Below are 16,418 nucleotides of genomic sequence, written 5' to 3'. Positions count from 1 at the left end.
TTTTTATTGTGTTTTTTTGAACCGCGAACCGGGCGTTCCGCCGGTGTGAGGACTAAGCCTCACACCGGCTGTATTTCAGCCCTTGGAACACAGATTATTCAATGGTAAGAGAAGTGACATTAACTACAACGTCAGCAATATCGGTTGACGATGCGAAACCTTCAAACTGTATAGTCGCTACGAGGGCGCTGATACCATAGAAATTAAAGGTCGAACCGGTCTCGTTGACAATACTCATGACATTTTCGCTTAAGGGTATAATTGCCGTCTATATCGGTCATCGTACCCTGTGACGTGCCCTTGATTAGTACGCTTAGCCTATCAGCGGCTCTCCGTCGGAGGCTTGTGTGACTGTACCCGATACAGTCAGCGGGGCAGCGGAAACTGTCGCCATTCCCGTGATGAGGAGAAGGGCAAACAACGCCGTGCGGAATAGACGCAAACGTGTGCATCGTTCCATTAGATTCTTTCCCATTGATAGATAGATTTAGTTTTTAGGTTTTAGTATTTGGTTGATAGATTTCCTGATGATTCTGATGTGTGAGTGTTATTTTTTTCACGGAAGGTAAGAAGGCCGGATGGACGACCGAAACAGTTCGCAGCTTAGATCTGGTTCTGAATGACCACAATCGAAATAAAAGTGAGCAAATGTAAATATTTGTTTCGAATCAAGCTCTAACTTCTCGCGTAATATATATGTCGTAAAAATAGCCGACGAGGGGCGGTTTTGTTTCATTTAGAAGATTTAATTGTTTTCAATCTAAATATTTACACGCTAATAATCAAAGCTATACATCAAAATTTCATTTGTTAATCACAAGATAAAAAGATAAATTGTTGCACAATCAACGGACAATGCTTTACTTTGTACTATACAAACCACCTTAAATGTTAACGCCATGCGATTCTCATCCTTTATCATGATGGTTATAATTTCGCTCGTTATGTCGGCGGAAGGTCTTTATCTTAACCATCTTAATACAATCAATCATCTGTCAAACAACAAAATAAATTCCATATTCAGAGACTCTGACGGCTTCCTTTGGATTGGGACTTCATCAGGGCTCTACAGATACGACGGTTATACCTTTAAAAACTACGAGCCTGAGTCAGCCGAGAATAAAGACACCTTCGATAACAGCATCGAGGGAATTCAGGAAGACTCTGAAGGCAGACTTTGGATTTTTTCAGGGTCGAAATATTCAGTATACGACCCGTCGACTGACATTATGACCACTGAAATCTCCGGCATTCTCAGGACAAGCGGCATCACCGGAACCCCGGCGCTACTGTATATCGACTCGACAAAATCAATATGGCTACACATCCAAGGCCAGGGACTGTATCGCGTAAGCCCGGATTTCAGGAATGCCGAGATGGTCAAAGACGACAGCCTTAAGACTGTCCAGCTTACCGATATAGAAAGTACACCGGACGGAATAGTTACACTCGACAACAACGGTGTGTTGAAAATCATCGACCCTGTAGACCTTAAGGTAGTCCGTTCGGACTCTTTCATTGCAGACGAACTTGGCAAAGGAAACACCTATGTATTCACCTTTGTCTATGACCGTGACAGGCTCGGATGGATTTTCAGCAATGAAAGACTCTGGCTTTATGACATGACCGACGGAAAATGGCTCAACGACATGCTCCCTCCGATGGATCACAGGCGGTTTGTAAAAATTCTTGAGCAGGATCGTTCAGGCAATCTGTGGATAGGACGGGACCATCAGGGACTTGAACAGATAGTCAAATCAAACGATGGCATAAGTTTCAAAAAAATTACTTCTGAACCTTCGCAGGAAGACATAAATACCGTCACATCAATCTATGAGGACAACAGCGGCATCGTCTGGATAGGGACTTACAAAAAAGGACTTTACTACCATCATCAAAGTACCCGCAAGTTCAATCTCTATCCATTCAATGATGTAAACTGTATACTTCCTTCAAGTGACGGTCAGAATGTGTGGGTAGGCACAGACGCGGCAGGACTTATCAGATGGAATCCAGCGACAGGCCAACGTAACACAATTAAAGTCGGCAACGGGCAGCTGCAGGAAGCTGTCACGTCACTGCTCGAATTTCCCGACGGCACTCTTTATATCGGCTCATTTAACCGTAGCCTTAAACGCTATAGAAATGGGAAAATAGAAACCATTGTCACAAATTCCGCCCTTGACAACTCTTATTGCTGGGCGCTCGCCAAGGGAGACGGCGACAAAATCATCGTCGGCACACTCGGAGCAGGCATTTTCGTTTTCGATCCGTCGACGCTTAAGGTCAACGGATACAATTCTAAAAATTCAGGATTATGTTCGGACTACGTAGTCTCAATCGAAAAAGACAATAAAGACACCTACTATATAGGCACATCCCTCGGCGTGACATTATTCAAAGCTTCTTCAGGTGAATTCTCGTCAATAAAACCGCTCGACGGCGTGAATATCAGCGATATGTCAATTGACTCCCGGGGACTTGTATGGATTGCCACATCACGCGGACTGAAAGTCTATGACCCGCAGCGCGACAGACTTGTCACAGTGAAACTTGACCGCCGAAACTCGAACTCAACTCTGATTCTCGGCATCCAAGAGGATAAAAACGGCAATGTATGGGTGGCCGAAGGTGGCAATCTTATCAGCTTCTCCGTAAAGTTCGACGATAAGAACGGAGACTTCAGCTACACTTTCCACCGCTACGATGCGAGCGACGGACTCCCGGAATGCGACTTTAACCAGCGATCGTTTGCCATGCTTCCGTCAGGCGAGATGCTTGTGGGAGGTCTGTATGGCATAAACGGCTACTACCCTGACAAGATTCCACATAACCGCAATCTCCCGAATGTAATGTTTTCCGACATATATGCCGGAGCTAAAGATGTTCGTATCGGTGAGAAAATCAAAGGACACGTCCTGCTGGAGTCTTCTCCAAATCACGAAGGTCAGCTTGATTTATGGCCTGAGCACTCATCGTTTACAGTCTATTTTGCAACCGACAGCTATGTGCATCCGGAAAAGACAACCTTCTATTATATGCTTGAAGGTCTCGACAAAGAGTGGCTTGCAACCCCTCCGGGCTCTAACCATGCAGGTTTTACAAACCTTGCGCCGGGCAACTACCGCCTTCTGGTCAAAGCTGTCAACAGCGATGGTTACGAAAGCGCCAAGACTGCCGAGATGGCCATAGTGGTCCATCCGCCGTTCTGGCTTACGGGCTGGGCAAAAGCAATCTACATAGCATTGGGTATCCTGTGCATCTACCTTACATATCGAGTCATCCGTCAGCGCGAGCGCCGTCGTTTCAACGAGAAACGCAAACAGGATGCCATGCAGAAACAGGAGGAAATCAACCAGTTGAAATTTAAATTCTACACAAACGTAAGCCATGAGCTACGTACACCGCTGACTCTGATTGTCTCCCCTCTTGAAAACATGATAAAGGAAACCACCGACGAAGTGCAGCGCCGCAGACTCAATCTCATGCGCAACAACGCCATGAGACTGCTTAATCTCGTCAACCAGCTGCTTGATTTCAGGAAAAATGAGGTGGCAGGTCTGACGCTTCACCTGTCGGAAGGGGAAATTGTCGGTTTTGTCCGAAACGTCTGCCATGCGTTTGCCGGGATGTCCGAACGAAAGAACATAAGCCTCAAATTCAATTCCGACCGCCAGGAACTCAACATGATGTTTGATGAAGACAAGCTCAATAAAGCCATCATGAACCTGCTGTCAAACGCATTCAAATTCACTCCCGAAGGAGGGACTGTGACAGTGAGCCTGACAACACACTCGTCGGCAATCGCCATACGCGTGTCAGACACCGGAACAGGCATCAGCGATGACGACAAGGAGCATATATTCGAACGCTTCTTCCAGACAAACATCACTCCGGCCGACAGTTCAATGACCGGCAACGGCATAGGGCTGAGCATGGTAAGCGAATATGTCAAACTCCATGAAGGCTCAATCTCTGTCTGCGACAATCCCGGAGGAGGCAGTATATTCACCATCGAACTACCGATAATCAAACCCCAGACAGCATCAAATGTGGTTCCGGCAATAGCAGAGACCGTAAGTTCACCCGAAGAAATCACCGACACTGATTCAAATATCGAAGAAACGCCTGTAGAATCTCCAACCACATTCATTGACTCTACCGAGAAGCCGACAGCCCTGATTGTCGACGACAGCCACGACATGATTGAATTTCTGCGCGACGGCCTTAGTTCCGAATTCCATGTCATTACATCAAACGACGGTGAATCAGCCTTGAAACTTCTTTCGTCCATACGTCCGGCTATCATCCTCACTGATCTGATGATGCCGGGAGTTGATGGGATGGAACTTTGCCGACGTATCAAAGCCGACAGTTCCTTAAACTCCATACCTGTAATCATCCTTACGGCCAAACATGACATGGATTCCAAATTCGAAGGTCTGACAATCGGAGCTGACGACTATATCACAAAACCATTCAACACTGACCTGCTGCTCATTAAAATGAAAAAGCTGGTCAATCTCACACGCAAAAACGGGCAGTCACTCATCAATCCTGAGCCTGATACAATCAAGATAACACCTCTTGATGAAAAAATGGTAGAGAAAGCTGTCAAATATGTCGTTACTAACATCAAACGCACTGACCTTTCCGTCGAAGAACTCAGCGCCCATCTTGGAATGAGCCGCGTACACCTCTACAAAAAGCTAAAAGCGACAACCGGAAAGACTCCGATAGAATTCATCAGGCTTATACGACTCAAACGAGGTGCACAGATGTTGCGTGAAAGCCAGCTGAACGTATCGGAAATCGCGTTCCAGTTAGGATATAACAACCCGAAATATTTCAGCAAATATTTCAAGGAAGAATTTGGCGTTTTGCCATCTGTTTACCAAAATCAGGAAAGCAAAGCAACAAATTATTCCGTATAAATTAACATTACGACCATCCGCAAATCATTTACAGCCTGCGGTGTCAACATAATTTCAGCTTTTAAAGACGAGTTATTCATATCTTTGCATCATTCGAAAACACCCTCATCACCTTAAAACATCTACCTACTCCCAGCCTATGAAACTAAAAGTTTTATCAGCCTCGATTCTCGCCGGAGTCATGTCTATGGCCTGTAATCCGGGAAAATATGAGAAATCGGAGCATGGAATAACCGTCAACGTCACACCGACAGGTGAAAATTCAGTCAGAAAAGTTCGTCTGCAGGTCATGGATGACAAGATTATCCGTGTCTCGGCAACCCCTGATAAAAAATTCGCACCCGACAACAGCCTTGTAACCGTACCGCAAAAAGAGAACACAGAATATACTGTCTCGGAAACTGACTCGACCCTCTCTGTCATCACTTCTGCGGTTACAGCCACAGTGTCACTTTCAACCGGCGATGTTAAATTTTATGACAGAAACGGCAAGCTGATCGTTTCGGAAGCCGAAGGCGGCCGCTCATTCTCTCCAATCGAGGTCGAAGGGACAAAAGGCTACACCGTCCGTCAGGTTTTTGAATCGCTCAACGACGAAGAAGGCATCTATGGCCTCGGACAGCATCAGAGCGACGAGTTCAACTATAAAGGATTGAACGAAGAACTTTTCCAGTACAATACGAAAGTTTCTGTTCCGTTTGTCGTCTCCACCGACAACTATGGCATCCTTTGGGACAGCTATTCGCTCTGCCGTTTTGGCAATCCTGCCCCCTATAAACAGCTCGGACAGGTGTTCAAGCTCTATGACAAAGACGGTAAGGGAGGTGCGCTTACAGGCACTTATGTGCCTGCTAAAGTGGAAGAGCAGACCATTGTGCAGCGTGAAGACTCCATCTATTTCGAACACCTCATCCGAAAGGAACTGAAACATGTGGTAAATCTACCTCAGGATTTCAACTACTATGGATCACACGTGACCTATGAAGGTGAAATCGAGCCGTCGGAAAGCGGTGAATTCAAATTCATACTCTATTATTCAGGCTACATATCTGTCTTTGTCGACGGCAAAGAAGTCGTGCCTGAACGCTGGCGCACGGCATGGAATCCCAATTCCTATAAATTTTCCGTCAATCTTGAAAAAGACAAACGCGTGCCTCTGAAAATCGAATGGAAACCAAATGGCGCTGTTGCCTATTGCGGTCTGCGTGTCTATTCTCCTGTCGACGACAAAAAACAGCTCGACATGAGCTGGTGGGGTGAAATGCAAGACCAGATTGACTACTACTTTATATATGGAGAGGACATGGACGACGTTATAAGCGGCTACCGTACCCTCACCGGCAAAGCTCCCATCATGGCCAAATGGGTGATGGGCTACTGGCAAAGCCGTGAAAAATACAACACGCAGGAAGAGGTGCTCTCCACTCTCGCTGAATTCCGCAAACGCAACATCCCGATTGATAATATTGTCATCGACTGGCTACACTGGAAGCAGGATTCATGGGGAAGCCACGAGTTTGACCGTGACCGTTTCCCAGATCCGAAAGGTATGGTAGATTCTATTCACGACATGCACGGACACGTGATGATTTCCGTATGGCCGAAATTCTACGTGACAACCGAACACTACAAGGAATTCGACAAGAACGGGTGGATGTATAAACTCCCTGTTCAGGACAGCATCAAGGACTGGGTTGGCCCGGGCTATCTCAGCTCATTTTATGATGCCTACGACCCCGACGCACGCAAACTGTTCTGGAATCAGATGAAAGACCATTATGTTCCCTTAGGAATCGACGCATGGTGGATGGACGCTTCAGAGCCAAACATCCGTGACTGCACCGACCTTCAGTATCGCAAAGACCTCATAACCCCGACCGCACTTGGGCCGTCAACAAAATATTTCAACGCTTACGGTCTCATGAACGCCGAAGCCATCTACGACGGACAGCGCGAAACTAACGACGACCGTGTTTTCCTCCTTACCCGCTCTGGTTTTGCAGGACAGCAGCGCTACTCGACAGCGACATGGAGCGGCGACATAGCTACCCGCTGGGAAGACATGAAAGCCCAGATTTCAGCCGGTCTTAATTTCGCGGCATCCGGAATTCCTTGGTGGAGTATGGACATCGGCGGATTCTGTGTCGAGGACCGTTACGTAGCAGCCGCAAAAGAATATCTCAAGACAGGAAAAGAAACTCCTGACATGAAGGAATGGCGCGAACTCAACACACGCTGGTATCAGTTCGGAGCGTTCGCACCGATGTTCCGCGCACACGGACAATGGCCTTACCGCGAGATCTTCAACATCGCCCCTGAGAATCATCCGGCCTATAAGTCTGTGGTCTACTACATCAACCTGCGTTATGACATGATGCCCTATCTATATTCACTCGCAGGAATGACCCACTTTAATGACTACACTATCATGCGCCCGATGGTCATGGATTTCACAGCCGACAAGGCTACGCGCTCCATCGGAGACCAATACATGTTTGGTCCGGCCTTCCTCGTAGCCCCGGTCTACAACTATGGTGCTACTTCGCGCGAAGTATATTTCCCGGCAGGTTCTGACTGGTATGACTTCTATACCGGCAAGGAAATCAACGGAGGCCAGCGCCTTAGCGTAGCAGCACCCTACGAACGCATCCCTCTCTACGTGCGCTCCGGCTCGATCATTCCTTTCGGCCCGGCTATGCAGTGGAGCGATGAAAAACCGGCCGACATAATCAATCTGTATGTCTATGCCGGAGAAAACGGTGAATTCGTCCTCTATGAAGATGAAAACGTCAACTACAACTATGAAAAAGGCAATTACGCAGTCATACCGTTCAAGTGGAATGACGAAAAGCAGACTCTGACAATCGGGGAACGCGCAGGTCAGTATCCCGGTATGCTCCGTAACCGTCGATTCAACATTATCAAGGTTTCAAAAGACCATCCGGTCGGTTATGGACGTGAAAACAAAGGTGTGGAAGTGGCCTATAACGGAACTGCGAAAACTGTTAAACTCTAATCGCACTTTTTTCAAACCAATATCTAACCTCATACCATTTTTTAGTCACTGACTCACAATAGGTCATGTTATCTAAGGTAAATTTGATTTTAATGGCCTGCCTCGTCTGGATTGGCGGGGCGGCCATTTTTTCAGCTGCCGCAGCCGATTCTCGCTCGCTCAGCTTTAATGACGGATGGCGCTTCACACTCGCCGACTCTCCTGAAATGGCAAAACCGGAATTTGACGATTCATCATGGCGCAGCCTTTCACTCCCCCATGACTGGGCTATCGAGGGCGACTTCAGCAAAGATAACCCGTCAGGCACAGGCGGTGGCGCTCTACCCGGCGGAATCGGATGGTATCGCAAGACATTCACACTCACGCCTGAACAACGCGGCAAAAACATCTTTATCGATTTTGACGGCGCATACATGAACTCGACCGTTTTCATCAATGGACATGAACTCGGCACAAGGCCATACGGCTATGCCTCGTTCAGCTACGACATCACACCGTGGCTTAATCAGGACGGCGAAAATGTGATTGCCGTGCGTGTCGACAATGCCGAGCAGCCCAATTCACGTTGGTATAGCGGATGCGGCATCTATCGCAACGTATGGCTGCGCACATTGAGCGATATCCATATTCCGCTCTGGGGACAGCATGTCACAACCCCGACAGTAACCGACAATGATGCACAAATCGACATCTCCACTGAAATTGTAAGCAAGTCAAAAAACTCAGCGACTGTCAGCGTCTATACCTCGCTGATTGACGAGACTGGCAAAATGATCGGCAAAAGTCCGACTCAGACCGTCAGACTTGACAAGAAGCATCGCGATGCCGAAATCAAATCTGTCATCAACATCAAATCGCCTCATCTATGGAGCACAGAAGACCCTTATCTCTATACTCTGATGACATTTGTCAGCGATGTCAAAACCGGTCAGCTTCTTGACACCTATCAGACCACTACAGGACTAAGATATTTCAGTTTCGATCCGAAGACAGGTTTTGCGCTCAACGGAAAACCGATGAAAATCAACGGGGTCTGTATGCACCACGATCTCGGGGCGCTCGGAGCGGCAGTCAATACACGTGGCATAGAGCGCCAGCTCGAAATTCTTAAGGAAATGGGTGCTAACGCCTATCGTGCGTCACACAATCCTCCCGCTCCCGAAGTCCTCGACCTCTGCGACCGTATGGGCATACTTGTCATGGACGAGACTTTCGACATGTGGCGTAAGAAAAAGACTTCTCACGACTATTCACGCTATTTCCCCGAATGGCACGAAAAAGACCTGAGCGACCTTGTGCGCCGCGACCGAAACCATCCTTCGGTCATCATGTGGAGCATCGGAAACGAAGTGCTCGAACAATGGAGCGATGCCAAAGCCGACACTCTATCTCTCGAACAGGCCAATCTGATACTCAATTTCGGCCACGGCAAGGAAATGCTCGCATCCGAAAGCGACAGCATGAGCGTAAATTCACTCCTCACCAAAAAACTCGCCGACATGGTGAGAGAACTTGATCCATCAAGACCGGTCACGGCCGGATGCAATGAGCCTGATCCCGGCAACCACCTTTTCCGCTCCGGCGCTCTCGACATCATCGGCTACAATTACCACGACAACTGGTTCGACTCCGTTCCCGGATGGTTTCCCGACAAACCGTTCATCATCACGGAAAGCGTTTCGGGACTTATGACACGCGGTTACTACCGCATGCCGTCCGACAGTCTTTTCATCTGGCCCAAGCGCTGGGACATTCCTTTTGAAGATCCTTCATTCTCCTGCTCCTCCTATGATAATTGCCATGTCCCGTGGGGAAATTCTCACGAAGGGACGCTGCGACATGTCAACGAAAAAGACTTTATTTCAGGCCAGTTCATCTGGACCGGGTTCGACTATCTTGGCGAACCGACACCTTTCGGCTGGCCTGCCCGCAGCTCTTATTTCGGCATAGTCGACCTCGCCGGGATTCCTAAGGACATATATTATATGTATCAGTCTCAGTGGAGACCCGACAAAAATGTGCTCCATCTTTTCCCACACTGGAACTGGGAAGAGGGTCAGGAAATTGACATGTGGGCATATTACACAACAGTTCGGTAATTTTTGAGCAGGCATAGCTGTATCGCACTGATACACAATAGTTTGCATTGATATTGAATTGTTGTTGTATCTTATTGATATCCAATTGAATATGCAAATTTTACCGAACTATTGATTTTACAATGATTCGGTAAAAATTACCGAAGTAGTTGAAACTTAAGTTAATATGTCGAATTGTCAAATACAAATGAATCGCCAAAGCGTTCATTATAAAACACTTATACCATGAACGTATTGGCGATTCTCAAAGACTTCACCTTTCGGTGTAAGTCGGTATTTGAAAATACTACAACCAAGATGAGCAAAAGGTTCCTCAACTGGCTGATTTTAACAATACGCACTGTAGCGTTGATTCCGGGCAAAGTCAATTTTACCCGGCTGTCGCGCTATGGCGGTCGTACAGCCAAGACCTTTGCCTCCAATTTCAAGACATCCGTAGACTGGATGAAAGTCAACATAGGTATGGCGCAGGATTGTTTTGGGCCGGCCGATGACATGGCAGTGGCAATCGATCCGTCGTTCATTTCAAAAGCAGGCAGACTGACGTATGGCATAGGCCGTTTCTGGTCTGGGGTGGCACAACGTGTCAAACGCGGTCTGGAGATAATGGCGATCGGGGCAATAAGTCTGAGTAAACATACATGCGTGATGCTCGGTGCTGTCCAGTCACCGAACTTCAGGACTCTTGAATCCGAGAAACAAATGTCAATGCTTGACTGGTATGTGGCACTTGTCAGGTCAAAGGCGACAGAGCTGCTCTCACTGACGGATATTCTGGTTGCCGATGCCTTTTTCTCCAAATATGAGTTTGTAAATGAAGTGATTGGCATGGGATTTCGATTTGTCGGGAGATTACGTGCCAACTCATATCTGAGGTATCTGGCCATACCGGATTCCTCCGCCCCGCGAAGACGCGGCAGAAAGAAAAAGTATGGAGAGAAAGTGGATTTCTCCAACCTTGACATGTCCGTGTTCACTTCATTCATATATGAGGATTCCAAAGGAAACAAAAACCGATGTCACACGGCGGTCGTACATTCGAGGGCATTGAGACGCGACATCCGTATCGTGGTCTGTCCGGTTGAAAACGCAGAGCCTCTTCTTTACTTCTCTACCGATACCGACATGAGGCCTGAAAAGATCATCGGTTTCTACCGCACCCGCTTTCAGATTGAGTTCGGCATACGCGATGCCAAACAGTTTACAGGACTCCAGTCGCAACAGACACGCGACAAAGACCGGCTTGACTTCGCATTCAATCTTTCCTTCACTGCACTCAATGTCTGCAAGGAGGTCATAAGGAAGGATTATCCGGATCTTTCGTTAGCACAGTTCAAACGGCTTATGTTTGAATCTTATCTCGCCTCAACAATTATTTCGACTTGCGGAAAATCTCCGCATCTCAAAATAATTCAGAAAATAAATCATCGGTTGGCTCAGTTAGCGGCTTAGCCTAGGCTGAACAACCTCAAATTTTACCGAATCATTGTTACAACAATGCCGATGAAATAGAACTGTTTGTCAATGGAGAGTCTCAGGGTGTGCGCAAGCCTGAACCGGGCAAATATCACGCATCATGGCGTGTAGACTTCACACCCGGAACTGTGAAAGCCGTAAGCCGAAAGGACGGACGCATTGTAGCGACAGATGAAATCAGGACTGCCGGCGAACCTTACCGCATACGTCTGACTCCTGACCGCAGTTCAATCAAGGCTGACGGCAACGACCTCAGCTACGTACTCGTCGAAATTCTTGACAAAGACGGCAACCTGTGTCCTTGGGCTGATAATCTTGTCACATTCGATGTCACAGGCTCAGGACGCAACGAAGGTGTGGATAACGGTTCTCCGATATCGCTCGAACGGTTCAAGGATAACAAGCGTAAAGCTTTCTACGGAAAAGCGATGCTGATTGTACGCAACGACAACACTCAAGGTCCGGCCACAGTCCGCGCGACATCCCCCGGACTATTGCCCTACACAACCGTAATCAACTCCTTTTAACACCACATAAACAACCATAGCAACAATTATATTAACGAGATGAAACCTATCCGCTACCTTTTCTCAATCCCAATGATGCTTTCGGGACTGAGCCTCTTCGCGGCAAAGGAATTGCCCGCATATATGGACGAAAGCCTGCCGATGGAGCAGCGAGTTGAAGATGCCCTATCCCGCATGACGACACAGGAAAAAATCAATATGATACACGCACAGGGTAAATTCTCTTCTCCCGGAGTTCCGCGACTCGGCATTCCCGACCTGTGGATGAGCGACGGCCCTCACGGAGTGCGTGCAGAAATCAACTGGAACGACTGGGGCTATTCAGGCCGCACCAACGATTCGATTACCGCTTTCCCCGCGCTCACGGCGCTGGCAGCCACATGGAATCCTACTCTTTCTTTCGAATATGGCAACGCGCTTGGCGAAGAGGCTCTCTATCGCGAGAAGGACGTGATGCTCGGCCCGGGTGTCAACATCTACCGCACGCCCCTCAACGGCCGTAATTTCGAATATATGGGCGAAGACCCCTATCTTGCATCGGTTCTCGTTGTACCGTATATCAAAGGAATGCAGCAGAACGGTGTCGGCGCGAGTGTGAAACATTTCGCTCTCAACAATCAGGAACTCTGGCGCGGACATATCAATGTCAATCTAAGCGACCGCGCACTCCACGAAATCTACCTCCCGGCATTCAAAAGCGCAGTCATCGACGGCGACAGCTGGACCATCATGGGTGCCTACAATAAAATCCGTGGCCAGCACGCATGCCACAATGAGATGCTCCTCAACAAAATCCTCAAAGAAGACTGGGGCTATAAAGGTGTGGTCATGACTGACTGGGGTGGCGCGCACGATACTAAGGAAGCCGCGCTCTACGGGCTGGATCTCGAAATGGGATCATATACAAACGGCCTGACATCTGAATCTGAATTCACTACCGACGACTATTACATGGCTCGCCCCTATCTTGAAATGCTTGAAAAGGGGGAACTTCCAATGTCAACTCTCGACGACAAAGCCCGGCGCATGCTGCGTCTCAACTTCCTGACAGCCATGAAACGCAATAAGCCCCTCGGCTCTGTCGCCTCACCCGAACATTATGCCGTGGCCGAGCAAATCGGCAACGAAGCCATCGTCCTTCTCAAGAACTCGCCTGTCGCCAAAGGCGGAAATCCCCTCCTCCCGCTATCACCTGATGTAAAATCGATACTCGTTGTCGGTGACAACGCAACACGCGACCTCATGAAAGGCGGAGGTTCGTCAGAACTGAAGGTCAAGGACAACGTGACTCCGCTTGCCGGACTGCGCGCCCTCTATGGCGATAAGGTGAAATATGCACAGGGCTACCGTGCCGGCAAACCGATGTACTCTCATGTCGAGCAGATTCCGGCCTCTGTTCAGGATTCTCTCCGGGCCGAAGCCGTGGCAATGGCCAAGAATGCCGATGTTGTCATAATGGTGGGTGGTCTCAACAAGAACCATCAGCAGGACTGCGAGGCCGGCGACCGCGAGAGCTATGCCCTCCCCTTCGGTCAGCCTGAACTCATCGAAGCCCTTCAGGCCGCCAACCCCAACCTCATCGTCCTCCTGCTGAGCGGCAATGCCGTCGAGATGCCGTGGGCAGACAAAGTACCTGCCATCGCACAGGCGTGGTATCTTGGATCGATGGCCGGAAAGTCGATAGCCAATGTTGTCAGCGGAAAGGTCAATCCTTCCGGCAAACTTCCTTTCTCTTTCCCTGTCCGACTTGAAGACAACGGCGCTCACAGCTTCGGCGCTATCTCCTACCCCGGCGACTCAATCAATCAGGAATATCTCGAAGACATCCTCGTCGGCTATCGCTGGCACGACACCAAGAAGATTCCGGCCCATTATTCATTCGGCCACGGTCTTAGCTATACATCGTTTGATTATGGCAAACCTGTCGCATCGGCCAAGACCATCGGCTCAGACGAATCTCTCACCATCACCATTCCTGTCAGAAACACCGGTGACCGCGATGGTAAAGAAACAGTCCAGCTCTACATCGGCGACGACAAGGCATCTGTCCTCCGTCCACTGAAAGAGCTGAAAGGTTTCGAGAAAATTGAGCTCGCTCCCGGTGAGGAAAAGACAGTCAATTTCACAATCACTCCCGACGCTCTTAAATTCTACGACGACAAGACCGCTTCATGGATAGCCGAACCCGGCAAATTCCGTGCCTATATCGGTTCATCGTCAACCGACATCCGTGCCACAGTCCCGTTCGAACTGAAATAACAATCAATAAATTCAATCGCTGACTTACACAACAAAGCAGGAATGCCGCAAATCCGGCGTTCCTGCTTTATGTTTCCTTAAAGGTTGGAATAAGTAATTTCAGGCAGAATTACAGATGAGCCTATCAGCAAGTTCCTTACACCTCACTGCATCGGTTTAAACACACGGATGCCGGGACGGTTATGGAGGGTAGTGGCGGCGAAGAGTCCGGCATCTTCGGCTGTGTAGCTGATGAAATATCGCTCCGCCCCCATAAAATCGAGAATGAATGTGGCAGTATCGACTATTTCCATGTCTCCCGGACGACCTGAGACCATACGCTCCTTGAGAATGACATCGAAGCCACGGACTTCAACAGCAAGGCTGACAGCTCCGCTCCGATTCATACCGGCAACACCGTGGCGACGGAGCACTACCGAACCATCGTCGCAACAAATCAGCTCAATAGCCGGGACTTTAGGCGAATCGGCAAGCGTAAGCATCCCGGGAAGGAGGTATTGACGCGCAGGGCCTCCCGCCCCACCCTTTGCAGAAAAAGCGATTATGGCGGCAGCAACCACGGCGGCTATCACATAAAACTCAACGCTGTCAAACACAGCGAGCATGATGAAAAGTGTATCTAACGAATCCATTACCGACAAATTTAGCAAGCTTTCATCAAACGAGCAAACAGCACAGCTGAATTAAGTGTTAATGAAATATATACTCACGTCCAACCACTAACATAAAGTCGTCAATTATGTTGTTAAGCGCACTAATTCCTTCAAACCGAGTCGCACAATGGCTACTTGTTCATATACATCATCTACTCGATGCCGTCGGACTTAAAAAAAATCAGACGATAGAAGAAGTCATCTATGCGGCGATAATAGTCTGCATAGCACTGTTTATCGGATGGGCCATACGAAACATCGTCCTCTACGGTGTCAGGAAATTCATGCTCATGCGCCACAGCACTGTAGGCAAGGAGCTTATTGACCACAAAGTGCTCAGCAGGTGCAGCCACATCATCCCGCCGCTTGTATTGCTCGCTCTGTTGCCTTTCGCATTCACATCGGAAACTGCATTGCGCGTGATTGTCCTGCGCGGACTGCTGATCTACACCGTCGTTGTTGTATGCCGTGCCATATGCACTGTGACAAAATTCATCTGGCTGCGGTTTGACGAGACCCGCAACAGCAAAAACCTCCCGCTCGGAGGCATCCTTGACACTGCCGTCGGCATAATTTGGTTTATCGCAGTAATAATCTGTATTTCAATCGTAGTAAACAAGTCGCCTGTCAACCTCCTCACCGGTCTTGGCGCGTTTGCAGCCGTACTTATGCTCGTGTTCAAGGACAGTATACTCGGGCTCGTGGCCGGACTCCAGCTTTCACAAAACGATATGCTCCGCGTCGGCGACTGGATAGTCGTCCCCTCAACAATAGCCAACGGCATTGTGATCGATGTGAATCTGACAGCAGTAAAAGTCCAGAACTGGGACAACACCATAGTGACATTACCGCCCTATACACTCGTCTCGACATCTTTCCAGAACTGGCGTGGAATGACCGAAAGCGGATGCCGCCAGATAGCCCGCTCCGTCATCATTGACTCCGATACCATTGTCCCGCAACCAAAGAAATGATTTCAGAGATAACAGGGAAATACCCGATCATCAAAGCCTATATAGATAAGATTGGCTCGCTCGGCCATAATGACTACAATCCCGGTCTCGCAGTGGTCAATGGCTCCAACCAGACCAATCTCGGACTCTTCAGAGCCTACATGTGCCAGTGGCTGCTCAACAATCCTGCCATACGCAGCGACGAACAGATTCTCGTCAGGCTTATGCCACCGACCGGCGAAGGTATACCGCTGCAGATATGGTGTTTCACAGCAACGACCAATTTCACAGCCTATGAAGCCATCCAGAGTGCTGTTTTCGAACATGTGGCTGTAACGGCAATTGATTTCGGACTACGCCTGTTCAATGATCCATCTGGCACAGACGTGACAACCGTGACACTCACCCCACCGGCATCGGCTCAAACCAACAATCCGGCACCAAATGCAGCGGCCGGCTCGGCCTCATGACAGTCTCAGAGGGTGTTTCATAACAAATGTA

Annotated in this window: 9 protein-coding genes and 2 pseudogenes; 8 read left to right on the top strand and 3 right to left on the bottom strand. The window is 48.6% G+C overall.

Annotated features, from left to right (window positions below):
* Nucleotides 1-94: 94 nt before the first annotated feature.
* Nucleotides 95-238: a hypothetical protein gene (locus E7747_RS16570; protein ID WP_168185291.1), complete on the bottom strand. Its 144-nt coding sequence runs from the start codon at nt 236-238 to the stop codon at nt 95-97.
* A 13-nt stretch (nt 239-251) separates the two neighbouring features.
* A pseudogene (locus E7747_RS17490) lies at nt 252-394 on the bottom strand (carboxypeptidase-like regulatory domain-containing protein); the annotation flags it as partial.
* 526 nt (nt 395-920) lie between these two features.
* On the opposite strand from E7747_RS17490, the gene E7747_RS08610 reads away from it, so the two are divergent.
* The 6 genes and pseudogenes from E7747_RS08610 (at nt 921) to E7747_RS08585 (ending at nt 14,311) form a co-directional block, all read left to right on the top strand.
* Nucleotides 921-4,934, top strand: a complete 4,014-nt coding sequence (locus tag E7747_RS08610) for a hybrid sensor histidine kinase/response regulator transcription factor (protein WP_168185289.1) — start codon at nt 921-923, stop codon at nt 4,932-4,934.
* A gap of 139 nt (nt 4,935-5,073) precedes the next feature.
* Complete coding sequence (locus E7747_RS08605; protein ID WP_136415421.1) at nt 5,074-7,950, top strand: TIM-barrel domain-containing protein; 2,877 nt, start codon at nt 5,074-5,076, stop codon at nt 7,948-7,950.
* A 65-nt stretch (nt 7,951-8,015) separates the two neighbouring features.
* Nucleotides 8,016-10,034: pseudogene (locus E7747_RS08600) on the top strand (glycoside hydrolase family 2 TIM barrel-domain containing protein); the annotation flags it as partial.
* 240 nt (nt 10,035-10,274) lie between these two features.
* Nucleotides 10,275-11,501 carry a transposase gene (locus tag E7747_RS08595; RefSeq protein WP_136415269.1) on the top strand — a complete coding sequence of 409 codons (1,227 nt, stop codon included), beginning with the start codon at nt 10,275-10,277 and terminating at the stop codon, nt 11,499-11,501.
* Nucleotides 11,502-11,521: 20 nt separating this feature from the next.
* A complete protein-coding gene (locus E7747_RS08590; protein WP_136415416.1) occupies nt 11,522-12,052 on the top strand; it encodes a DUF4982 domain-containing protein in 531 nt (176 codons plus the stop codon).
* Nucleotides 12,053-12,124: 72 nt separating this feature from the next.
* Complete coding sequence (locus E7747_RS08585) at nt 12,125-14,311, top strand: glycoside hydrolase family 3 C-terminal domain-containing protein (RefSeq protein WP_228449312.1); 2,187 nt, start codon at nt 12,125-12,127, stop codon at nt 14,309-14,311.
* A 143-nt stretch (nt 14,312-14,454) separates the two neighbouring features.
* Here the strand turns inward: E7747_RS08585 and E7747_RS08580 are convergent, their stop codons facing one another.
* A complete protein-coding gene (locus E7747_RS08580) occupies nt 14,455-14,943 on the bottom strand; it encodes a hypothetical protein (protein WP_136415410.1) in 489 nt (162 codons plus the stop codon).
* A 107-nt stretch (nt 14,944-15,050) separates the two neighbouring features.
* Here E7747_RS08580 and E7747_RS08575 point away from each other — a divergent pair, with 107 nt between their 5' ends.
* Both E7747_RS08575 and E7747_RS08570 read left to right on the top strand, forming a co-directional pair.
* Nucleotides 15,051-15,938 (top strand): mechanosensitive ion channel family protein, encoded by an 888-nt coding sequence (locus E7747_RS08575; protein WP_136415407.1) that lies wholly within the window; start codon nt 15,051-15,053, stop codon nt 15,936-15,938.
* Nucleotides 15,935-16,387: a mechanosensitive ion channel gene (locus E7747_RS08570; protein ID WP_136415405.1), complete on the top strand. Its 453-nt coding sequence runs from the start codon at nt 15,935-15,937 to the stop codon at nt 16,385-16,387. Before E7747_RS08575 ends, E7747_RS08570 begins: the two co-directional genes overlap by 4 nt.
* Nucleotides 16,388-16,418 lie beyond the last annotated feature (31 nt).

The sequence above is a fragment of the Duncaniella dubosii genome, from assembly GCF_004803915.1.
GTDB lineage: Bacteria > Bacteroidota > Bacteroidia > Bacteroidales > Muribaculaceae > Duncaniella > Duncaniella dubosii.
The sequence above is the reverse complement of the archived record's forward strand: the minus strand, read 5'-3'. Positions and strand labels throughout refer to the sequence as shown.

Bases quoted from the DNA above. Each gene is read 5' to 3' on its own strand.
- E7747_RS08585 (WP_228449312.1), top strand. From the start codon at position 12,125: ATGATGCTTTCGGGACTGAGCCTCTTCGCGGCAAAGGAATTGCCCGCA.
- E7747_RS08580 (WP_136415410.1), bottom strand. From the start codon at position 14,943: ATGGATTCGTTAGATACACTTTTCATCATGCTCGCTGTGTTTGACAGC.
- E7747_RS08610 (WP_168185289.1), top strand. From the start codon at position 921: ATGATGGTTATAATTTCGCTCGTTATGTCGGCGGAAGGTCTTTATCTT.
- E7747_RS08595 (WP_136415269.1), top strand. From the start codon at position 10,275: ATGAACGTATTGGCGATTCTCAAAGACTTCACCTTTCGGTGTAAGTCG.
- E7747_RS08570 (WP_136415405.1), top strand. From the start codon at position 15,935: ATGATTTCAGAGATAACAGGGAAATACCCGATCATCAAAGCCTATATA.
- E7747_RS08605 (WP_136415421.1), top strand. From the start codon at position 5,074: ATGAAACTAAAAGTTTTATCAGCCTCGATTCTCGCCGGAGTCATGTCT.
- E7747_RS16570 (WP_168185291.1), bottom strand. From the start codon at position 238: ATGAGTATTGTCAACGAGACCGGTTCGACCTTTAATTTCTATGGTATC.
- E7747_RS08575 (WP_136415407.1), top strand. From the start codon at position 15,051: ATGTTGTTAAGCGCACTAATTCCTTCAAACCGAGTCGCACAATGGCTA.